This is a genomic window from Minwuia sp. (assembly GCF_048007105.1).
In the GTDB taxonomy this organism is placed as follows: Bacteria; Pseudomonadota; Alphaproteobacteria; order Minwuiales; family Minwuiaceae; genus Minwuia.
On the sequence record NZ_CP180352.1, the window covers coordinates 2,918,971 to 2,940,114 of the forward strand.

Sequence of the window (21,144 nt, forward strand, 5' to 3'; positions counted from 1 at the left end):
GAGGCTGCGGCCGGATCAGCCCTGAAGCATCAGGGTGCGGCGGACGAATTGCCGCCAGTCGTCCCGCGGGGACTGACAGATCCGGTCGCGCCCTTCCCGCAGCATCAGCGCCACCGCGCCGCCGAGCCAGAGGCGGCCGAAGAGCTCCGGATCGCTCAGCGCGGCCCGGTGCATCGGCGCGCCCTGGACCGGCTTGATACGGTCCCTGTAGAACAGCACCAGCGCCAGCAGGAGCAGCAGGAACGTCAGCATGCTGAGCGTGACCGGCGAGCCCATCAGGGTGATCTCGATCTCCTGCAGCAGGAATATCTGGGCGGCGGCGAACCAGACGAACAGCGCCGCGAAGGCGCCCTTCATGAAATGATCCCGGACCGTGACCGCGCGGGCGCCGACCTGCTCGACCAGCGCTTCCCGGAAGCCTTCGACCTTGCGGGCGCGGCGGTAGTGGACATGCATCGAGACGGCGCCCGCCTCATGTCCCCGCCGTATGGCCTCGACAAGTTCGGCGTCGCCCTCCCTAGCCACGCTCGCCCGCCTTCCAGCGGTCGATGAAGGTGCCGCCCTGGGGCGCAGGCATGTCGCGGCCCTTCGTCCAGCCGTCGGCGAAGGGCAGGCTCTCGAACCGGCCGCCACGGACCTCGCCGGCGCGTCCGAGCGCCGCGATGCCCAGCCGGGCGGCCAGCCGGTACATGGCCGGGCGTTTCGCCAGCCAGGCCCAGGCCGCGAGGCCATAGCGTTCGCGCGCCGGCGGCAGCTTCTTCTCGAAAGCTTCCTCGCGCCAGTGGCGCATGATCTTCGGCAGCGGAATGCGCATCGGGCAGACCTGCTCGCAGCGGCCGCAGAAGGTCGAGGCGTTGGGCAGGTGCCGCGCTTCCTCGATGCCGATGAAATGCGGGTCCAGCGCCGCGCCGATCGGCCCGGGATAGACCCAGCCATAGGCGTGCCCGCCGACGGCCGTGTAGACGGGACAGTGGTTCATGCAGGCCCCGCAGCGGATGCAGCGCAGCATGTCCTGCTTCTCGGTGCCCAGCAGGTCGGAGCGGCCATTGTCCAGCAGCACGACATGGAAGCCCTCCGGGCCGTCCAGGTCGCCCTCGCGCTTCGGACCGGTCGACAGCGTCGTGTAGGCTGACATTTCCTGACCCGTTGCAGACCGCGCCAGCACCCGCAGGATCGTCGAGACGTCCTCCAGCGTCGGCACGACCTTGTCGATGGCCGAAATGACGATGTGCGCCTTCGGCAGCATCTGCGTCAGGTCGCCATTGCCCTCATTGGTGACGATGATGGTGGAGCCGGTCTCCGCGATCAGGAAGTTCGCGCCGGTGATGCCGACATCGGCGTCGAAATACTTCTGCCGCAGCACCTCGCGGGCCTCGGCGACCAGATCCTCGGCTTCCGTCAGGCGCTCGGTCTTGCCGTATTTGCCGTGATGCGCGTGGAACAGGTCCGAGACCTGGTCCTTGGTCTTGTGTACGGCGGGCCCGATGATGTGGCTCGGCGGTTCCTTGGCCAGCTGGATGATGTACTCGCCCAGATCGGTCTCGACCGGTTCGATGCTGTTGGCTTCCAGGAAGTCGTTCAGCGCGATTTCCTCGGCCACCATGGATTTGCCCTTGGTCACCGATTTCGCGCCATAGGTCCGGCACAGATCCAGAATGGTCTGCCGCGCCTCCTCGGGCGTGGCGCAGAAATGCACCGTGCCGCCCTGGGCCGTGACCCGTTCTTCGAACAGCGTCAGATAGTGGTCGAGATTGGCGAGGATGTGGTTCTTCAACTCGACGCCGGCGTCGCGCATGGCCTCGAACTCGTCGAGCCCGTCGGCGGCGCGTTGCCGGGCGGCGACGAAGCCTGTCTGGAGATTTTTCAGCGCCTGCTGCAGGTGGGTGTCGTTGATCGCCTCGGCGGCCGATTCCTTGAAACGGTGGGAGGTCGTCTGCATCACTCAGCCTCCCCGATGGCGGGGCGGTCGGTCATCCCGGCGAGCACCTCGGCGACGTGTCGCGCCTTCACTGTGGAACCGTCGCGCTTCAGCTTGCCGGCCATGTTGAGCAGGCAGCCCATGTCGCCAGCCAGAAGCAGGTCGGCCTCGGTCGCGGCGATGTCGGCGGCCTTGCGGCGGACCATCTCTGTCGAGACGTCGGAGTACTTGATGCAGAAAGTGCCGCCGAAGCCGCAGCAGGTCTCTGCCGTCGGCAGTTCCGTGAGGCTCAGCCCGTCGACGGTGGCCAGCAGACGGCGCGGTTGCTCCTTGATCTTGAGTTCGCGCAGTCCGGAACAGCTGTCGTGATAGGTCACGGTGGCGTCCAGCTTCGCATCGACTTCGGTGACACCGCAGACGCCGGTCAGGAAGCTGACCAACTCGTAGGACTTTGAAGCCATCGTCTCCGCCCGGGCCTTCCAGTCCGGTTCGTCGCCGAACAAGGCGGGGTAGTGATGGCTGATCATGCCCATGCAGGAACCGGACGGCGCGACGACGTAGTCGAAGCCTTCGAAAGCCGCGATGACCTGTCTGGCAATGGCCTTCGCCGTCTTGCGGTCGCCGGAATTGTAGGCCGGCTGGCCGCAGCAGGTCTGCGTCAGCGGCACCGTGACGGTGCAGCCGGTCTGGCGGATCAGCCTGTCCGCCGCAAAGCCGACGCTGGGACGGTAGAGATCGACCAGGCAGGTCACGAAAAGCCCGACATCGGGGCGCGCATTGGGTCTCGCAGTCATGGTGCCGATTTATAGTCCAGATGGCAGGGGCTGCTAAGCGTCAATCCGGAGCGGCTTTCCAGCCGGCATCCGTTGTGGTTTCGTCGCCGCATGACCGACACCGCTCCCGATCTCGATGTCATCGCCCGAATGGGCGAGGAAGCGCTGAACCAGATCCCGGCCGAACTCCGGCGCCATTGCGAGGGGCTGGTGATCCGCGTGGCGGACTTTGCCGACGATGAGGTACTGCAGGATCTGGGGATCGAGGACCCGTTCGAACTGATGGGCCTCTATCAGGGCGTCGCCCTGCCGTATCGGTCGGTGATGGATCCGGGTGGCGAGAATGACTGCGTCTGGCTCTACCGGCGGCCGATCCTGGATTACTGGACCGAGAGCGGCGAAAGCCTCCGCCATATCGTCCGGCATGTGATGATCCACGAAATCGGTCACCATTTCGGCTTTTCCGACGATGACATGGATACCATTGAATCATTGGACTAGACTTGAGGAAGACAATATTCGGATTCCCTGAGTCACAACCAATGGTGGTCAATTCAGAAAAGTCGGCCGCGGGGCACGGAATTCTCCGGTCCTGCCGTTACGCGTCCTATCGTATCGGCTCCGAAATATTTCATCGTGTCACGTTGACCGGGGCCTTTACGCGACCGCAACGGGTCTCGCTCTACGAAGCTCTGTTGCGGATCAACGAGACCGACAAGATTTTCTGCGTTCTCGACAACCGATCGAACCACGAGAACAGGTTCTCCATCGAGGACATCAAGTTCGTCGGCGAGATGGTCGCCAATGCCGGGATCCGCCATTTCTACGGTGCCACGGTCACGCCCGATACCGCCTACAACGGCATCGTGAAGCTCGCATCCGCCAATCTGGGCCGCCTGAACCTTGAGGGGGAGCTGATTGCGACTGACGACTACGACGAGGCCGAACTGTTCGTGACGGCGCATATCGAACGCATCAACCGGCTGGCGGGCCGTTGACAGCACCCCCTGCGGGCGGATCATGGAAGGTGGCAAGGCAGGGGAGGAAACAATGCCTGAGACCTATCGCTTCGATGACCGTACCATCAGTTGGAAGCCCTTCGCCGGTTTCGAGGGGCTCTACTATCACCTGCTCTCCGTCGATCATGACGCACAGGTGGTGGACATGCTGATGAAGTTCGATCCGCGCGCCGAATGCGTGCCGCACCGCCATGCCGGGCCGACCAAGACGCTGGTGCTTCAGGGTGAGCACAGGCTCTACGATCCGGTCCTCGACCATGGCGACGCCAACACGGTCCGGACTGCTTCCGGGTTCGGCAGCAACCGCGGCGACGAGACGCATATCGAGGGTGGCGGGGACGAAGGCGCGATCATCCTGCTGATGATGACCGCGGTCGATGGTGTGATCTACGAGATCCTGACGCCCGACGGCCAGATCGACCGGGTCATCACCATAGACGATTTCCAGCGCGGGCTCGAACGCCAGCAGAAGGCCGCGGCCTGACCGGTCCTAGCGGGCGGCTCTGAAGGCTTCCGGTATGTAGAACAGGTAGTCCGTGTGCGCCTGCGCTGCATGACAGGTGTGGCAGAAGGTGACATTGGCGGGTTCGGCGCCGGTGGTGTCGCCGTAGACCTCGCCTGCGGGCGTGATCATGACGTAGCGCCAGTCGCCGGTCTGCGGACTGGCGCCGGGCGCGAGCTTTTCCATCAGGAAGAGCGACTGTGCGTAGACGTCGCCATCGGTGGTGGCGGCAAAGGCGTCCTTCGCCAGGACCGCGCCGGGCGGCATGGCCACGCCGTCGAGCACTTGCGGGTAGTCGGCGGCGAGTTCGTTTCCGTAGTTGCTGACGTAGCGTTGACCATGCGAGGCGGACCGGTAGGGCGCGCTGCTGAAGCGTGTCCATTGCTGGTAGGCGCTGGCGTGCGGGATGTCGGCCTCGCCGTAACGGGTCCGCATGTCGGCCGCCAGGGCCTCGTAGACGCCTCTTGCCGCTTCGGCCGTCAGTTGCGCCGAGTCCATGGTCCGGAAGTGGGCGTTGGCGGGCTGATCCGCACTGTCGGCGCTGGATGAAGGATCGATGACATAGAAGGCCACCGCAGCAATCGCTGCGACGGATACGATGCCGATAACCGGACGGCTGACCATGATGACGATACACCTGCAGTTCGGGCGGGATGTCTGAAACCGGAGATGTCAGGTCGGTGCGCCCCGCTTTCCAGTGGCAGAAGCGCGCATCACGATCTGTTGTCATCGGGTGAGGGCGGCCGGGCTATCACGACATCCGAAGGCAGGCCTGCCGCACTGACCGCCTCGTGGTGAACGATCCTCCAGCCGGCAGCCTCGAGGCGATGGCGCAGACGTATTGGCCGGCAACCGCCGACGCGCGCCGGCGCGACGGCGTGGACCAGGTCCCAGAATGTCATCCGCATGCGTTCCGGAAGGGAACCGTCGCGGCCGAGCGACGCGGCGCAGAGCAGTCCGCCGGGCCGCAGCACCCGCGCGGCCTCGAACAGGACCTCGGTCTGGATGGCCGGGGGCAGAATCTCGAGGAAGTAGGCCGCAACGACGCGGTCCACAGTTCGATTCGCAAGCGGCAGCATGGCCGTCGCGTCCGCTTCGGCCACAAGATAGCGTCGATAGAAGGGACGCAGCGCATCCCGGGTGAGGCGGGTCATGGCGGGCGCAATGTCCAGCCCGAGATAGGACAGATGCGCCCGGGCCTTCAGCAGGTCCCGTGCAAGGATGCCGGTGCCGCAGCCCAGTTCCAGAACCGCATCCGCCTCAGCGAACCGCCCGTGCCGCAGGATCGCGTCGAAGGCCGGCGCCGCATAGCGCAGTTCCCGGTTCTGGCCGGCGCCGAGCTTGTCGTAGTGAGTCCGCGCATCGGACGGTTTCAGCATTTCAGGCCGGCCAGTTCCCCTTTGCCATTTCGCGCCAATCGTCCTTCAACTGATCGCGGAAACCGGGGCCGGCGATCTCGATCAATGCATCCGGCCGCTGGTTCACGGCCAGATTTTTCAGATGGGCAACGCCGTGCTCGGTCACGACATAGTCGATGTCCGTCCTGAGTCCCGTGGTCACGCCCGTCGGGTCCAGTCCGGACACGATGCGGCTGATCTTACCGCCGGCCGCGGTTGCCGTCATCGCCAGGATCGCCTTGCCGCCCTTGCTGCGCTGCGCGCCGCGCATGAAGTCCACCGAGCCGCCGGTGCCGGACATCTGGCGGCCCTTGACGGTCTCGGCGTTGAGCTGGCCGAACAGATCCACCTGCAGCCCGGAATTGATCGAGATGAAGTTGTCGATCTGCCCGATGATCGCCGAATCATGCGTGTAGGAAATCGGACGGTAGTGGATATCCCGGCGCCCGTCGGTCCAGTCATAGAGCGCCTGGGAGCCGTTGGGCACGCCGGCGATGTGAACGTCCCTGTCGACGGTCTTGGCCTTGCCGGTCGCGTTGCCGCCGTCGATCAGCTCCGGCATGCCGTCGGCCAGCATCCCCGAATGAATGCCCAGATCGTTCTTGGTCCTGAGCGCGCGCAGCAGGGCGACGGGCAGGGTGCCGATGCCGATCTGGATGCAGTCGCCGTCCCGGATCATGGCCGCCACATTGTCGGCGACCGCCTGGACATCCGGCGTGATCTCGCCGATCCCGAGCGTCGGACCCGGGTGATCGGTCCTCACCCCGATGTTGACCCGGCCGCCCGGCACATGAGGTGCGACGCCCCCGTCGGGCATCGCAGCGTTGACCTCGGCAATCACCAGCTTCGCCTTTGCCAGCGCCGGGCTCTGGCTGTCGAGGCCGAATCCGTGGCGGAAGCTGCCGTCGCCGGCGTCGCGCAGCGAGACGAGCGCTACGTCGATCTCCAGATCCTCATCAAGGAAGCGATAGAGCGCGTGGTATTGCTTCGGTATCAGCAGCGTCTTTCCCGACGCCATGCTGTCGCGGTTGTCCGGCGTGCCGAAGAAGGCGATGGCATTCGCGGTCTCGTGCAGGGTCGAGTAGTCCGTCCGGTTCATGCCCGGAACGGCGACGCCGACAAAGGTGCAGTCGCGGCCCACGTCCGGATCCTCGGTGATCGCGCGGATCAGATCGGTCGGCTCGCCCGCGGAGCCCTGCACATAGACGGTGCTGCCCGGCGGGATGCGTTTCACCGCTTCGGCCGCGCTCAGAAATTCGGTCATAACTGCGCCTCCCCTTCGTCGCATCAAGAGGTTACAGTCGCCGCGGGGCGGAGGACAGAGCATGAGACGCAACGCAAGCCGACACATGAGTTATGGCGGGCGCCGGCCTGAGACGGCGGGAGATTGCCCATGAGCGGGACGCGGGTCGGCGTCGAAGTCGGGGGCACGTTCACCGATCTGGTCGCCATCGGACCGGACGGGTCGCTTCAGGTCGCCAAGGTGCCATCGACGCCCTCACGACCGGACGAGGGCGCCCTGAACGCGATCGAAGCGGCCGGGCTGGACCTGGCGGAGGTCGGCGATCTCGTGCATGGCTCGACAGTTGCCACCAACGCCATTCTGGAGCGCAAGGGCGCGCGGGTGATGCTGGTGACCACGGAGGGGATGCGCGACATTCTCTACATCCAGCGCCACAACCGCCGCCGGATCTATGATCTGGCCTATGCCAAGCCGGAACCGGTCGTGCGCCGCAGCGACGTGATCGAGGCGTCGGAGCGCGTCGGCGCGGAAGGGGCCGTCGTGACGCCGCTGGACGTCGATGCGACGCTGGAGCGGATTGCCGCGCGTCTCTCGGAGGACGATTCCTTCGGCGCGGTCGCGATCTGCTTCCTCAACGCCTTCGTCGCGCCGGATCACGAACAGCGCATGGCCGACGCCATCCGCGGTCGGTTCCAGCATCTGAAGGTCACCTGCTCCTCCGATGTCTGCCGCGAGTTCCGGGAGTACGAGCGCGCCTCCACAACTGCGTTGGCAGCCTATGTGCAGCCGGTGATCGACGCCTATCTCGGCCGTTTCTCCGAGGCGCTGTCGGCGCGGGGCCACCGCGGCAATTTCTCGGTGATGCAGTCCAATGGCGGGCGGCTGCCGGCGGAGGGCATGGCCCGCTCGGCCATCACGGCACTGTTCTCGGGGCCGGCCGCTGGCGTCGTCGGCGCCGCGCGTCAGGCGGCGCGGTCGGGATTCGGCAACATCATCACCTTCGACATGGGCGGTACCTCGACCGATGTCTGCCTGGTCCGCGACGGGCAGCCGGATCTGGCGGCCTCGACCGAGATCGACGGCCTGCCGGTGAAGACGCCGGTGATCGACATAGCCACGGTGGGCGCGGGCGGCGGTTCGATCATCTGGATCGACGATGGCGGTCTGCTGCGCGCCGGCCCGGAATCGGCGGGCGCCGATCCCGGACCGGCCTGCTACGGGCGGGGGGGCGAGCGGGCGACGATCACCGACTGCCATCTGGTGCGCGGCACCATCCGGGCCGAGACGTTTCTGGGCGGTGACATGAAGCTCGACAAGGCGGCGGCGGAAAAAGTGCTGTCGCCTGTTGCCGAATGGCTGGGCCTGTCGCTTGAAGAAGCTGCGGACGCCGCTATCCGTGTCGCGGAAGCAAGCATCGTCCGCGCGATCCAGCGCATCTCGACGGAGCGCGGACATGACCCGCGCGACTTCGCGCTGGCGCCGTTCGGCGGAGCAGGACCGATGCTGGCCTGCCGCATCGCCGAGGAACTGGGTATCGGGTCCGTCATCGTCAGCCCGGCAGCAGGCGTAATGTCCGCCTACGGCCTGCTGGCCTCCGATTTCGTCCATTTCGAGAGCCGCACCCACCAGCTCCGGCTTGATGCGGCCGCGGAGCCGGATATCCGCCATGTCATCGCCAATGTCGCCGAGGCGGCCGCTGCGCATCTGCGCATGCTCGGTCTGCAGGGCGCCCCGTCGATCACCATATCGCTGGACATGCGTTATGTCGGACAGGCCTTCGAGATCGCCGTCGAACTGCCGGGGGACGGCGGCACCGCCCGCGTCGACGAGATCGCCCGGCTGTTCGCCGAGGCCCATCACCGGGTGTTCGAGTTCGACAAGGCAGGCGGCGCTGCGATCGAGATCGTCGCATTCCGGGCAAGGGCGTCCGTGTCGCCGGGCGCGCCGCCGGAACTCTCTGGCGCGGCCGGTGACGGACCGCGTGAGAAGACCGGGCTGTTCGAACGCGGACAGCGCCAGGACGCGCTCTGCGGCGGCCGGCCTGCGCCGGGCGAAGCCGTCGAAGGCCCTGCGCTGATCGAGGACGGCACCTCGACGCTGCTGGTCGCGTCGGGCTGGGGCGGCGAGGTCGACGATGCCGGCAATCTGGTGTTGAGGCGGCGATGAGCGGCATCCCCGATACGGTGATCGAGCGGCTCAAGGCGGCGGTCGGGCCGAAGGGGGTGATCGACAACCCCGAGGACATGACGCCCTATCTGGTCGAATGGCGGGAGAAATGGCAGGGCAAGGCGGCGCTGGTCGTTCGTCCGGGCTCGACGGAGGAGGTCGCCGAAGTCGTCCGGATCTGCGCCGAGACCGGAACCCGCATCGTGCCTCAGGGCGGCAATACCGGGCTTGTCGGCGGTTCCATTCCCTTTGAACGCGGCGATGAGGTCGTGCTTTCGCTCGGCCGGATGAACCGGGTGCGCAACCTCGATCCGCTGAACGACACCATCACCGTCGAGGCCGGCTGTATCCTGCAGGATGTGCAGGGTGCCGCCGAGGAAGCGGGACGGCTGTTTCCGATGCGCATCGCCTCGGAGGGGACCTGCCAGATCGGCGGCAATCTCTCGACGAATGCCGGCGGGACCGCCGTGCTGCGCTACGGCAACATGCGCGATCTGGTCCTGGGACTGGAAGTGGTGCTGCCGGACGGGCGCATCTGGAACGGGCTTCGCGGTCTGAGAAAGGACAATACCGGCTACGATCTGAAGCAACTGTTCATCGGCGCCGAAGGCACGCTCGGGATCATCACGGCAGCCGTGCTGAAGCTCTATCCGATGCCGGCCGAGCGGCAGGTGGCCTTCATCGCCGTGCCGGATCCGGAGAGCGCGGTCGAACTGCTGGCGGTCGCCAAGCAGACATCGGGCGGGCAGGTGACGGGCTTCGAAATCATGCCGAGGCTTGGCCTCGATCTGGTGCTGAAGCTGCTGCCGGACGCCCGGGATCCGTTCGCCGATGCACACGGCTGGTACGTCCTGATGGAACTGTCATCGGGCGACTCCGGTGGCGCGCTCCGGGGCGCGATCGAGCGGGCGCTGGAGACGGGCTTCGAGAATGGCCTCGTCGCCGACGCCGTGATCGCGGAGTCCGAACAGCAGACCATGGATCTCTGGGCGCTGCGGGAAGGTCTGTCGGAGGCGCAGAAGATCGGCGGCGGTTCGATCAAGCACGATGTCTCGATCCCGGTGCCCGACATGCCGGCCTTCATCCGCCGCGCGGATCAGGCGTTGCAGCAGGTCATACCCGGATTCCGGAGCATGGCCTTCGGCCACATCGGAGATGGCAACGTGCACTACAATCCGCTGCAGCCCGAAGGCGCGGACGCGGCTGCGTTTCTCGCGAAGTGGCAGGACGTTGCCGACGTCGTGCACGGCATCGTCCACGACATGGGCGGTTCGATCAGCGCCGAGCACGGCCTCGGCCGGCTCAAGGTCGACGAGGTCAGGCGTTACAAGTCCGCGGTGGAGATGGAACTGATGTCGACGATCAAGCGGGCGCTGGATCCGAAGAACATCATGAACCCGGACAAGACCGTCACGCCGTAGCGGACCGAGCGTCCGCGCCGGGTTCGGCGACACGGCTTTCCGGAAAGATCATCCGCGCATGCGTGCCGCGGCCGCGTTCGCTGGTGATCTCCAGGTCGCCGCCATGCAGGCGCATCAGGTTCCGGCTCAGGGGCAGGCCGAGGCCGGTTCCCTCGGCGGCAATGTCGGATTTCGCGCGGCCGAACGGTTCGAAGATCTCCTCGATCTGGTCGCCGTCGATGCCGACGCCGTCGTCGGAGATCGAGATCGAGATGCCGGAACCCGGCTCGTGGCTTGCCGATATCTCGATGTTGCCTTCGGCGTCCGTGAACTTGATGGCGTTGCCGATCAGGTTGATGAGGACCTGGCGGAACGCGCGCGCGTCAGCAAGGAGAGCGGGCAGGCTGTCGGGAAACGCCATTGTCATCCGCCGCTTGCCCGACTGGGAAGACAGGATCTGGATGACCTGTGCCGTCTCCTTTGCGATGTCGATCACCTCGTCGTTCACGCTCAACCGGCCGGCTTCGAGTTTCGACATGTCGAGCAGATCGTTTACCAGACTGAGCAGATGCGTCCCGCTGGCGTTGATATCGGCGGAATACTGGCGGTAACGGTCGTTGCCGACCGCGCCCAGAACCTCGTCCTTCATGATCGAGGAGAAGCCGATGATCGCGTTGAGCGGGGTCCGGAGTTCGTGGCTGACATTGGCGATGAAGGCCGACTTGGCGGCGCTGGCCTTCTCGGCGCGCTCGAGGGACTCCAGGGCGCGGTACTGCGCTTCGGTCAGCGCCGTCAGGTCGCGCCCGATGCCCCGGTAGCCGAGAAATGCGCCGTCGTCATCGAAGCGCGGTTCGCTGCTGACGGAAACGGTCACCATGCGGCCGCCTTCATTGAAGAACCGCAGCCGGTGTTCGCGAACGCTTTCCCGCCGCCGCCACTTGTCCAGGATGTCGTGCCAATGGGCTGCCAGTTCCTCCGGGAGGCCGCGCGTCCGCATCGCCACAACATCTTCATAGGGCGTGTTCATCAGGATCTCGTTGGATGTGCCGCTGGTCTGTTCGTAGCGGTCGGAGACGAAGGTCACCCGCAGATCGCCGTCGGTCTCGAAATACCAGTCCGACGCCAGGTCGGCGAACTGGCGGAACCGCTCCTCGCTCGCTTCCAGAGCCTGGTGGGCGTCCTTGTTGGCCGAGATGTCGAAGTAGATCGCATCCAGAAAGTCCCGGCCGCCGCGGTCGCGCACCGTCCAGCCGATCTCGCGCATCCATCGTGTCCGGTCGGCGCCCGGAAGCCGGTAGCGGAACTCCATGGCGTAGGGTTTGTCGCCGGGCTTGATGGCCTCCATGAAGGTCATGTAGCGCTCGCGGTCGCGCGGATCGATCAGGTCGTACCAGCCGGCCGGATGTTCCCTGGAATTGCCCTTGACCGGCTCGCTCTGCGACAGCCCGCGCATGTCGCCCCAGACCTGAAGCTTGCCGCCCGGCTTGAGCTCCCGGCGGGAGAACAGGATTCCCTGGGCGTTGCGCATGAACAGCTTGAGCTGCTGGTCGCGCTGCCGGAACTCGGTCACGTCGTTCATGAAGGCGAGGTGCGAGCCGTCCTCCATGCGGGAGGCGGTGATCAGCGCCCATCGGCCGCTTGGGGTCAGGCCGAGGCGCGCGGCGCCCGGTTCCCTCAGCGCGGCGCCGACGTCGCTGCGCCATGCCTCCCGAAATTCTGCGGCCTCGTTGCCCATGTCGTAGGTGTCGAAGATCGCCGTCATCTGGTCTTCGAGCGTGCCGCCGATTACCGGAAACCCGGGCTTCTCCGGGAAATAGCGGCGGATGGCGCCGTTGTAGGCGCGGAGGCGCCAGTCGCGGTCGAACAGATACACGCCGAGATCGCCCAGCGTCGCCGAGGCGGTCCAGCGGACCAGATGGTCGAATGCAGTCTCCGGCGGCATGGCGGCCGCTTCCCACAGCCAGACACGACCGTCTTCGAGTTCGCGGGCGTGCAGCTGCCAGTCGTCCTGTCCGGGAAAACGCTGCGTGATGGCGAAGCCGGCCGGATCCAATGAGGCGATCAGCTCTTCGACGGTCTTTCCGATCGAAGAGCACAGCTCCCGGAAACGGGCGCTGACTGCCAGGACGGTTACGCCCAGGGAACCGTCCGATGACGCGACGGCGACGGGCGCGTCGATCGCGCGGATCACGCGTTTCCATTCAGTCGTGGACAGGGATTCGCCCATTTCCTCCCCGCTGGCTCGGACCTCGGCCGGTACATTGCAGTTTCGATTATCAGCAACAAGGTTACCAAGTCGGAAACGTTTGCGTCGCGGAATGTTCTAGGCCGGCCAGACCCTCGGAAAGAGTTCGCATTCCAGCGGCGCGCCCGAAGCGATACCGGGATCACGGATCAGCGGCTGGAAGCTGCCTTCGGGCCGGTAGGTGCAGTCGTCGCCGCAGAACCGGGCGGCGAGGGCGCGCCGGCGGCGGCCGACATGGGCATTGCCCGGCGCCGCATGCAGGATCAGCCCGTGATGCACCAGTCAGTCGCCCGGTTCGGTCTCGTAGAGCACGAATTCGTGCCGGTCGCGTTCGGCCTCGATATCCGGAACAGGCTCCAGGCTCGCTCCGTAGCGGCTGTCGCCGGTGAAACTCTGCGGCTGGAAACGCCGGCCCCAGCGATGCGAGCCGACCAGATACTCGACGGCGCCGGAGTCGCGGGTGACAGCGTCGAACGGCGTCCAGACCGTACACACCTGCTCGCCCTCGATTGGCCAATAAGGCTGGTCGTGATGCCAGGGCGTCACGGCCTGCGATCCGGGTTCCTTGACCAGCAGCGTGTCGAAGAACAGCGTCACCCGCTCGCTGGCGCCCAGGATCTGCTGGGCGATGCGCGGGGCCGGGCTGTCGAAGATGAAGGCCCGGAAGTCCGGCTGCCAGGTCCAGACGAAGCTGTCGCCGTGGAACTTGCCCTTCATGCCCTGGTTCAGGTTCAGCGCCATCGGCCCCGGATTGGCGATGGCGTCGTCCACGGCGTCCTGCATCCGTGCGATCCAGTCGGCGTCGAACATCTGTCTGAGGCAGACGACGCCGTAGCGCCGGAAGGTCTCGATTTCGTCGGCGGTCACGTCACGGGGCGGGTTCCTGTTCATGCCCCGATCCTGCCTCAGAAGCGTGTCGAGAGCCAGATCGCGAGACGGGAGCCTGCCTTGACGCCCGCGGTCAGCAGTTCGTAGCCCGGCGCGCCGGCCGCGTCGTGTTCGCGGGCCGTGTCGCGGTGTTCGAGCTCATCGGCCCGGAAGTCTTCGATCGTATCCCGCAGGGCCGCCTCATCGTCGCCCAGTTCGGCGGCCTGTCCGGCATAGTGCTCGTCGATGACCTCCTCGACGGCCTCCGTGCAGGCCATGGCCGCCTTCTCGCCCATCATCGCCGTTGCGGCGCCGAGCGCGTAGCCGGCGACGTGCCAGACCGGAGAGAGCAGGGTGGGGCGCACGTGCCGTTCGGTCAGGAGATCATCGAAGGTCTTGAGATGACGTTCTTCCTGATCGGCCATGTGCCGTATGGTTTCTGCCGAGGCGGAGCTGCCCAGGACCGCCAGCTGACCGGCATAGATCCGCTTGGCGCCGTACTCGCCTGCATGATCGACGCGGAGAATCCGCGCGAGGCGTTCTTCCTTGGTCAGTTCGCCGGGCAGACCGGGTTTCATGCCGCACTCCGTCGTGACGTCGCTGCAACCGCCAGCATGACCAGCGCGGCGGCGCCTGCATAGACCGCGTTCCAGCCGGCGATCGAGAGGCCGAGAAACTCGAAGGGAATCTGGTCGCAGCGCGCCGGCTGCGCGCCGAGCACCTGGGCGCGCAGGCTGTCGAGGCTGTCCGGCGTGCCCGCGCCAGAGCAGGTCTCCAGGCCCTGCCAGAGACCCTGTTCGACACCCGCATGGAAGACGCCGACCCCGGCTGTGGCGGCGAAGCAGGCGGCGGCGGCGAGCGCCCACCATCGCGCGTGGCCTTTCAGCAGGAAGGCCAGCGCGGCGACGGCGAGGGCGGCGACATAGGGCCATCGTTGCCAGACGCAGAGCGCGCATGGCGCCAGTCCGAACACGTACTGCGCCACCAGCGCCGTGCCGAGCGCCAGAACCGCGATCCCGGCGACGGCGACGGCCAGATTGTCTCTCAGGGTGGTGAACATGTCGGTCAACTAGGACAGTGCGGAGCGGGCGGCAATCAGAAGAAATAGCGCACGGCGACAAAGCCGCCGATCAGGCAGACCATGAAGACGACTGTCAGGATGCCGAGATACTTCTCGATGAAGTTCCGGATGGGTTCGCCCAGCCACCACAGCAGGCCGGCGACAATGAAGAACCGCAGGCCCCGGGCGGCCACCGATGCGGCTGTGAAGGTGGCGAGGTCGAGCGCCGTGGCCCCGGACGCGATGGTGATGACCTTGTAGGGGAACGGTGTCACGCCGAAGAAGAAGACGATCCAGGCGCCCTGTTCGTTGTACTGGGCGCTGAACTCCTGGAATTTTTCCAGCGCGCCGTAGATCTCCAGCAGCGAGCGGCCGAGCGTGTCGAAGAGGAAATAGCCGATGGCGTACCCGGCAAGGCCGCCAAGCACCGAGGCAATGGTGGCGATCAGGGCATAGAAGAAGGCCTTCCGCCGATTGGCCAGGATCATCGGGATCAGCAATACGTCCGGCGGAATCGGGAAGAAGCTCGACTCTGCGAAGCTGACCCCCGCGAGCCCCCATGTGGCGCGCCGGTGTCCGGCGAGGCCCATCGTCCAGTCGTAGAGGCGTCGGATCATCGGCGGCGTCCTGCTTCCGGAAGCGGCCCCGAATCGGGCCTCCGCCCACATGTAAGGGCATTCGCCGAAACAGAAAAGGCGGACCGTCTCCGGCCCGCCTTTCCCGTGTCCCTCAGGGGTATGTCGTCAGATGACGGCCTCGATCGCACCGAGACGCTTGGTCATCTTCACGTTCTCCGAGTAGTCGATCGGGATCGCGATCAGCGCCGGGCCCTTCTGGCTGAACGCCTCTTCGAGCGCCGCCGGCAGATCCTCGGCCTTCTCCAGGTTCTTGCCCCAGATCCCGAACGCCGCCGCCATGGCCGCGAAGTCCGGGTTGGTGAAGTCGAGCTTGGAGTGCTTGCCGTTGAAGCCGTTCTGCTGCTTCCACTTGATCAGGCCGTATTCGCCGTCGCACCAGACCATCCAGACCACGTTGATGCCGAGGCGCGCCGCGGTTTCCATGTCCTGGACGTTCATCATAAAGCCGGCATCGCCGTTGATCGCCAACACCTTGCTGTCGGGCTTGGCGATCTTGGCGCCGATGGAGCCGGGCATCGCGAAGCCCATGGTGCAGAAGCCGTTGGAGATCATGCAGGTGTTCGGCGTGTCGCACTGGTAGTAGCGGCTGATCCACATCTTGTGGGCGCCCACGTCGGACAGCAGGATGTCGTCCGGACCCAGGAACTCGCGCACGTCCCAGAGCACCTTCTGCGGCTTCATCGGGAAGGAGGTGTCGTCCTTCTCCATGGCGAAGTCGTCCAGAATGGTCTGGCGCAGCGGCTGCACGCTCTCGATGTCGAAGGGCGGCTTGGTGACGCCGCGGGCGTCCAGCTCTTCGTTCATCTGCCAGAGCGCGTCGGCGATATCGCCCTGCACATCGACGGTGACGTCATAGTCGCTGTCGATTTCCGCCGGCCAGAAATCGACATGGACGAACTTCTTGCCCGGCGTCTTGTTCCAGTGGCTGGGGCTGTACTCGACCAGGTCGTAGCCGACAGAGATGACCGTGTCGCAGCTGTCGATGAAGACGTTCGAGTGGTCCTTGCCCTGCAGGCCCATGGTGAAGAGGCAGTACTTCGAATCGCGAGGCACCGCGCCCTTGCCCATGAAGGTGTTGATCACGCCGACGCCCAGCTTCTCGGCCAGGATGGCGAGCTGCGCGGCGGCGCGCTTCCGGATTGCGCCGTTGCCTGCCAGAATCACGATCTTCTTGGCGTCCATGATGACGTCGATCGCTTCCTTCACCGCCTTGTGGTCGGCGCCGGGACGGCGCGTGCGCACGGGCGTCAGGGGCTTCTTGTCCTTGACGTCGTGCTTGGCCAGGTCTTCCGGCAGTTCGATCATCACCGCGCCGGGCTTCTCGGCTTCGGCGACCTTGAAGGCCTTGCGCACGATCTCGGGGATGGCGCCGGCATTGCTGACGGTCTGCGCCCACTTGGTGATCGGGCGGAACATGGCGATGGAGTCCATGTTCTGGTGGCTTTCCTTGTGCAGGCGGTAGGTGCCGGCCTGACCGATGATGCCAACGACCGGCGCGCGGTCCATGTTGGCGTCGGCGATGCCGGTGACCAGATTGGTCGCGCCCGGGCCCAGCGTCGCCAGGCAGACGCCCGACTTGCCGGTGAGGCGGCCATAGACGTCGGCCATGAAGGCCGCGGCCTGCTCGTGACGGCAGAGCACGAATTCGATCTTGCTGTCGATCAGCGAGATCATGGTGTCGGCGTTTTCCTCACCCGGAACGCCGAAGATGCGCTCGACGCCTTCTTCTTCCAGGCATTTGACGAATAGATCGGATGCTTTCATGGCATTCCCTCCTTGTGCCCCCCTCGAGGGCCTGTTCTCAAGTCTTGCCGGATGCGCCGGGTGACCCGGGATCCCCCTCGATGCCGTTGCCGGCCTTCAGTTCAGCGCCATCCAGCTCCTTCCGTTGCCGGCTGGCATCCGCCTTCTGACGCGCCTTCTCCGCGTTGCTCCGTCCGAAGCGCACACGGTTTTCGGCTGCCTTCGCCTCGGCCGCCTTGCGGCGCCGTTGCTTTCTGATCCTGTTGAGATTGACGACGTCGCCCACGCTCACCTGCCGCCGATCCTGCCTTGCTCGGAAGGCGGATTCGTGACGGTGCACCCGAAACACATGTCGCGCAGACTGATCCAACCCCTCATATCGATTAAAAGCTTAGCGGATCGCCTTGGCGACGCAAGCACCGCGGTCCCGACGGTAACCGCCGTCACCACAATTGCGTCGGACCGGAGCGCGTGATTTATAGCCCTGAGCCGGCGGCGCCGTGAGAGACGGGCGCTCTAGGCGAAGCTGACGCCGGGAGAAAGCGGGAACCGTCTTGCGTATTTTGTTGATCCTGGTGAGTGTTCTTGCCATCGCCGTGGCGGGGCTGCTTTTTGCGGCGCCGGCGCTGGTGAATGCGGGCGATTACCGGGACGATATCGAGCGGACGGCGAGCGAGGTCCTCGGCCAGCCCGTGCAGATCAACGGCGCTCTGGAGTTCTCCATCCTTCCCACGCCGCGTCTGCTTGTGCGCGATGTCCGGGTAGGACCGCCGAGAGGGCGCCCGGACCTCCTGCCCGTCCTCGCCTCGCCGCAGATGGAGTTCGTCTTCTCGCTGTCGGGTCTGCTGGGCGGCCGCCTGATCGCCGACGACCTCAGGATCGCTTCGCCCGATGTCGTCATCCAGACCAGCCTCGCCGGTCACAGCAATCACGGCATCACGCTGGAAGGATCGGGGTCGATCCGGCATGTCGGGTTCGAGGGCGGACGTTTCCGGTTGCTGGACCAGAAGACCGGGCGCCAGGTGGAAATTGCCGAAGTCTCCGGTGAGATCGAACACGATGCAGCCCGCGGTCTGGTCGGAGGCGGCGGTTCGGCTGTCTGGCGCGGCCGTGCGATCCAGCTCGAAATTCGCTCGACCACCGCGCAGCGGACCTCCTTCATCTTCGACATGCTGGTGGAGAACGCGGGACGGCTGGTCTATCGCGGCCGCATCACGGACGCAGCGACGATGCGGAGCGAAGGCCGGATCGAACTGACATCCGACGACCTTGGCGGGTTGCGCGACCTCCTTGTCATTGCACCGGCCGGCGACGAGGCCGTACCGGCCCGCCTGCAGGGCCATGCCGTTGTCGAACCGGGCGGTGTGCGGGTGGAAGGGCTCGACGGGCTCATCGGCGGGGCGCAGGCGGGCGGCCGGATTGACATTGCATTCGGCGAGCGGATCGGGATCGACGCCGCCGTGGCGCTGGAACAGATCAATGGAGAGCGTCTCCGGGCCTGGGCGAACCGTCTGACCGATGCCGCGCTGGCTGCAGGCGCCGCGGACGACGGTTCGTGGCCGGTCGCCGTGAAGCTGAGAGCGGATCTCGGTTTGATCGCGTTCCGGGAGGGCTTCGTCAGGCAGTTCGCGCTGACCAGCGCCTACAGGGACGGCAAGCTGACGGTCGAGAGAGCCGCGGCGCTGCTGCCCGGCGGATCCGATGTGGCCTTTGCCGGCGACGTCCGGCTTGCCGGCGGCGCCTTCCGGCTGGCCGGGTCGGTCGAGGCGGCTTCCGACAATCTGGCCGGCCTGTCGGCCTGGCTCGGGGCGCCGGTCGCGGCCGAAGGGCACGGCCGTCTGCGCAACATGACGGCCTCGGCGCAGTTGATGGTCAGCAGCGGCGTGGCGCAGATCTCCGAAATCGACCTCAGGGTGGATCAGTCGAGAGTGACGGGCGGTGTCGCCATCGCCCTCGTCCGGCGTCCGTCCTTCAGCACCAATCTCGTCGTCGATCAGATCAACCTGAACGCCTATGCGCCGCTGCTCGGGGCCGAAGATGTTCAGGCCGCGGATATTGTCGGCGACCTGACGGAGCCGAGGCTGCCTTTTCTGGGCGAATTCGACACCAATCTGACGCTGCGCGCCGGCCGGCTGATCTTCGGTCCGTCCGTCGCCCGTGACGTCGAGATCGATGCAGCCCTGATCGGCGGTGTCCTGGATATCAAGACGCTGGCGTTTGGCGATCTTGACGGTGCTTCCCTGAATGTCGCCGGGCGCATCGACACGCCGGAGAACCCGCAGGTCCTGCTGAAGGGCACGCTGCAGGCGCCGACATTGGCCGCGGGGCTCCAGACGCTGCGTATTCCGCCGCAACCCTCGCTCGGACGGCTTAGGGAAGTGGCCGCCGATTTCGCCATCGAGGGCGGCCTCAATGCGTTCGGCCTCGACGTGGACCTGCGGACGCTGGAACTCGGCGGCCGGATAGTCGGCCGTGTGAGCAATGCCTTCGAAACGCCCGAGTTCGATTTCGACCTCTCGCTGACCGGTTCGAACACCGGGGCGGTCGCAAGTGCACTCTTTCCCGGACAAGGCTGGACCGGACGGCTTGCGGGCCCCTTGCTGGTCGAAGCCAGGATCAACGGGCGGGCGGAGCGTCTCGATATCGCTGGAAAGCTCGACGCCATGTCCGCCCGGCTTGATGCAACAGGTCAATTCGGGTCGCTAACCGACCACAGGACATATGATTTCAATGTCCGGCTCCGGCACGGTGACGGTATTGTTCTGGCGCAGTCGCTATGGCCGGACTATGCGCCGCCGAGGCCCTTGTCGGCGCCGCTCGACCTGTCGGCGCATGTCAGTGGTGGCGCTGCCTCGGTTTCGCTTGCCGACATTGCGGCGCTTCATGGCGAGACCTCCTTCGGCGGCGAGATGACGGTGGACTGGGGCGGAGACCGGCCCAGGCTGGACGCCGCCTTGACGGGCGTCGTGCTGGACCTCGACGCCTACCTGCCGCAAGGCCGCTACGGCGCGGCAGCCGTCGCAGGCAGTGGCGACCGTTCCCGGCGCTGGTCCCGACTGCCGGTGCGGGCGACCGGATTGACAGGCTGGGATGGCGTCGTCGAGGCCGGGTTCGAACGTCTGTCCGCCGCCGGTCTGGCCATGGGGCCCGGCAGCATGGCGTTGCAACTGGACCGGGCGCGCATCGACCTGAAATCGCTCGATGCCGCTATCGGCGGCGGCAGGATCGAAGCTCGGGCGGCGCTGGATCTGGCCGAGACGCCGTCGCTGAATCTGAGCCTCGATATCAATGACGCTTCGACGGCTGCGTGGATCGGTCCCTTCGCAGGTCTTGCGGATGGGCCGGCGGGTACCGGCGATATTGCTCTGACCGTCGCGGGCACCGGCGTGACCCCCTACGATCTGGTCGGATCGCTTGAGGGGCAGGGGCGTATCGGCGATCTGACCCTGATCTGGGCTGATGCGGAGGGCGACCGGAGCCTTCAGGACCTTGCCGGGGAAATTGTGGTGACCGGCGGCGTTCTGCGAGCCGGGGAACTGCTGACCGGGTCGATGAATGGCGAGGCGGTCGAGCTGCGGGGTAGCATCGACCTGCCTGACTGGACTGCGGAAATGGAAATCGTGCCCGCGGACGGTGGCGTTCTGCTCTTCCGCGGGCGGCCGGATCAACTGGAACTTCAGTCCGGCAGCTGAACGGGCCGGGTCAGTTGTCGCGCTGTCCGCCGCGATAGGAACCCAGTACATAGACGCGGATGGCGCTGGAGAGGTTCTGACTGCCACGCCGCGAGTCGATTTCCTCCACCAGTTCGCTCAGTCTGAGCTTCCGGACCGCCGCAATTTCGCGCAGCGCCTCCCAGAATGCATCCTCCAGGGAAATGGAGGTCGGGTGTCCGGCGATCCGGACGGACCGCTTCTGGATCGCGCTGGACGATCCGCTGCTCCCTGCTTCAATCAACGCCATGTCCTGTACCAGTTCTCTTTGGGGTCGGGGGTCGGGGGTTTGGGAATCCATCTACGCGCCATCCTTTGCTGGACCCGGGTGCGCACGATGCAGCGCAACGCCGGACCGGTAGTTGGAGGAAATCAGCAATGCGAGAACTCGTTCTTGCAATTTGCATCAATCCAACGCCTGTTCGTCCTCGTTGCCGGGAAATTTGCAAGCTCCGCACCAGCC

Annotated in this window: 21 protein-coding genes; 6 read left to right on the plus strand and 15 right to left on the minus strand. The window is 65.9% G+C overall.

The annotated features are described in order from the left end of the window. Positions 1–15: 15 nt before the first annotated feature. The 3 genes from ACMVY4_RS14160 to ACMVY4_RS14170 are packed head-to-tail and all read right to left on the minus strand — an operon-like array spanning position 16 to position 2,712. Complete coding sequence (locus tag ACMVY4_RS14160) at positions 16–525, minus strand: hypothetical protein (RefSeq protein ID WP_416896665.1); 510 nt, start codon at positions 523–525, stop codon at positions 16–18. Further along, the gene (locus ACMVY4_RS14165; protein WP_416896666.1) at positions 518–1,939 is read right to left on the minus strand and encodes a LutB/LldF family L-lactate oxidation iron-sulfur protein; all 1,422 of its coding nucleotides are present in this window, start codon (positions 1,937–1,939) and stop codon (positions 518–520) included. The genes ACMVY4_RS14160 and ACMVY4_RS14165 overlap by 8 nt, the downstream gene beginning before the upstream one ends. Continuing rightward, positions 1,939–2,712, minus strand: coding sequence for a (Fe-S)-binding protein (locus ACMVY4_RS14170; RefSeq protein ID WP_416896667.1), 774 nt, complete (start codon positions 2,710–2,712; stop codon positions 1,939–1,941). Before ACMVY4_RS14170 ends, ACMVY4_RS14165 begins: the two co-directional genes overlap by 1 nt. A gap of 90 nt (positions 2,713–2,802) precedes the next feature. Between ACMVY4_RS14170 and ACMVY4_RS14175 the strand changes: the two genes are divergently transcribed. The 3 genes from ACMVY4_RS14175 to ACMVY4_RS14185 all read left to right on the plus strand — a co-directional run bounded on the left by ACMVY4_RS14175 (position 2,803) and on the right by ACMVY4_RS14185 (position 4,194). Continuing rightward, positions 2,803–3,192, plus strand: a complete 390-nt coding sequence (locus ACMVY4_RS14175; protein ID WP_416896668.1) for a metallopeptidase family protein — start codon at positions 2,803–2,805, stop codon at positions 3,190–3,192. Positions 3,193–3,386: 194 nt separating this feature from the next. After that, on the plus strand, positions 3,387–3,689 hold the full coding sequence (locus tag ACMVY4_RS14180) for a hypothetical protein (protein ID WP_416896669.1): 303 nt from the start codon (positions 3,387–3,389) through the stop codon (positions 3,687–3,689). A 52-nt stretch (positions 3,690–3,741) separates the two neighbouring features. Beyond that, on the plus strand, positions 3,742–4,194 hold the full coding sequence (locus tag ACMVY4_RS14185; RefSeq protein ID WP_416896670.1) for a cupin domain-containing protein: 453 nt from the start codon (positions 3,742–3,744) through the stop codon (positions 4,192–4,194). A 6-nt stretch (positions 4,195–4,200) separates the two neighbouring features. On the opposite strand, the gene ACMVY4_RS14190 is transcribed toward ACMVY4_RS14185, so the two are convergent. The 3 genes from ACMVY4_RS14190 to ACMVY4_RS14200 all read right to left on the minus strand — a co-directional run bounded on the left by ACMVY4_RS14190 (position 4,201) and on the right by ACMVY4_RS14200 (position 6,873). After that, positions 4,201–4,836, minus strand: a complete 636-nt coding sequence (locus ACMVY4_RS14190) for a cytochrome P460 family protein (protein WP_416896671.1) — start codon at positions 4,834–4,836, stop codon at positions 4,201–4,203. 89 nt (positions 4,837–4,925) lie between these two features. Further along, positions 4,926–5,591 (minus strand): class I SAM-dependent methyltransferase, encoded by a 666-nt coding sequence (locus ACMVY4_RS14195; protein WP_416896672.1) that lies wholly within the window; start codon positions 5,589–5,591, stop codon positions 4,926–4,928. A gap of 1 nt (position 5,592) precedes the next feature. Further along, positions 5,593–6,873: an acetyl-CoA hydrolase/transferase family protein gene (locus tag ACMVY4_RS14200; RefSeq protein ID WP_416896673.1), complete on the minus strand. Its 1,281-nt coding sequence runs from the start codon at positions 6,871–6,873 to the stop codon at positions 5,593–5,595. A 129-nt stretch (positions 6,874–7,002) separates the two neighbouring features. Here ACMVY4_RS14200 and ACMVY4_RS14205 point away from each other — a divergent pair, with 129 nt between their 5' ends. Beyond that, a complete protein-coding gene (locus ACMVY4_RS14205) occupies positions 7,003–9,018 on the plus strand; it encodes a hydantoinase/oxoprolinase family protein (RefSeq protein ID WP_416896674.1) in 2,016 nt (671 codons plus the stop codon). Then, on the plus strand, positions 9,015–10,439 hold the full coding sequence (locus ACMVY4_RS14210) for an FAD-binding oxidoreductase (RefSeq protein ID WP_416896675.1): 1,425 nt from the start codon (positions 9,015–9,017) through the stop codon (positions 10,437–10,439). The genes ACMVY4_RS14205 and ACMVY4_RS14210 overlap by 4 nt, the downstream gene beginning before the upstream one ends. Here ACMVY4_RS14210 and ACMVY4_RS14215 read toward each other — a convergent pair. The 8 genes from ACMVY4_RS14215 to ACMVY4_RS14250 all read right to left on the minus strand — a co-directional run bounded on the left by ACMVY4_RS14215 (position 10,429) and on the right by ACMVY4_RS14250 (position 17,263). After that, positions 10,429–12,645, minus strand: a complete 2,217-nt coding sequence (locus ACMVY4_RS14215) for an ATP-binding protein (RefSeq protein WP_416896676.1) — start codon at positions 12,643–12,645, stop codon at positions 10,429–10,431. The two genes, ACMVY4_RS14210 and ACMVY4_RS14215, sit on opposite strands and share 11 nt — an antisense overlap. Positions 12,646–12,741: 96 nt before the next feature. After that, positions 12,742–12,942: a hypothetical protein gene (locus ACMVY4_RS14220; protein ID WP_416896677.1), complete on the minus strand. Its 201-nt coding sequence runs from the start codon at positions 12,940–12,942 to the stop codon at positions 12,742–12,744. Positions 12,943–12,945: 3 nt separating this feature from the next. Continuing rightward, a complete protein-coding gene (locus ACMVY4_RS14225; protein ID WP_416896678.1) occupies positions 12,946–13,554 on the minus strand; it encodes a phytanoyl-CoA dioxygenase family protein in 609 nt (202 codons plus the stop codon). A 14-nt stretch (positions 13,555–13,568) separates the two neighbouring features. After that, a complete protein-coding gene (locus ACMVY4_RS14230) occupies positions 13,569–14,108 on the minus strand; it encodes a demethoxyubiquinone hydroxylase family protein (RefSeq protein ID WP_416896679.1) in 540 nt (179 codons plus the stop codon). Then, on the minus strand, positions 14,105–14,590 hold the full coding sequence (locus ACMVY4_RS14235; RefSeq protein ID WP_416900317.1) for a disulfide bond formation protein B: 486 nt from the start codon (positions 14,588–14,590) through the stop codon (positions 14,105–14,107). Before ACMVY4_RS14235 ends, ACMVY4_RS14230 begins: the two co-directional genes overlap by 4 nt. Positions 14,591–14,625: 35 nt before the next feature. Continuing rightward, on the minus strand, positions 14,626–15,207 hold the full coding sequence (locus ACMVY4_RS14240) for a YqaA family protein (protein WP_416896680.1): 582 nt from the start codon (positions 15,205–15,207) through the stop codon (positions 14,626–14,628). 126 nt (positions 15,208–15,333) lie between these two features. Then, positions 15,334–16,992 (minus strand): acetolactate synthase large subunit, encoded by a 1,659-nt coding sequence (locus ACMVY4_RS14245; RefSeq protein ID WP_416896681.1) that lies wholly within the window; start codon positions 16,990–16,992, stop codon positions 15,334–15,336. Between the two features lie 37 nt (positions 16,993–17,029). Further along, the gene (locus ACMVY4_RS14250) at positions 17,030–17,263 is read right to left on the minus strand and encodes a DUF4169 family protein (RefSeq protein WP_416896682.1); all 234 of its coding nucleotides are present in this window, start codon (positions 17,261–17,263) and stop codon (positions 17,030–17,032) included. Between the two features lie 262 nt (positions 17,264–17,525). Between ACMVY4_RS14250 and ACMVY4_RS14255 the strand changes: the two genes are divergently transcribed. Next, entirely contained in the window at positions 17,526–20,663 is a 3,138-nt protein-coding gene (locus ACMVY4_RS14255) for an AsmA family protein (protein WP_416896683.1), read from the plus strand. A gap of 10 nt (positions 20,664–20,673) precedes the next feature. Here ACMVY4_RS14255 and ACMVY4_RS14260 read toward each other — a convergent pair whose 3' ends face one another. Further along, entirely contained in the window at positions 20,674–20,931 is a 258-nt protein-coding gene (locus tag ACMVY4_RS14260) for a ribbon-helix-helix domain-containing protein (protein WP_416896684.1), read from the minus strand. Positions 20,932–21,144 lie beyond the last annotated feature (213 nt).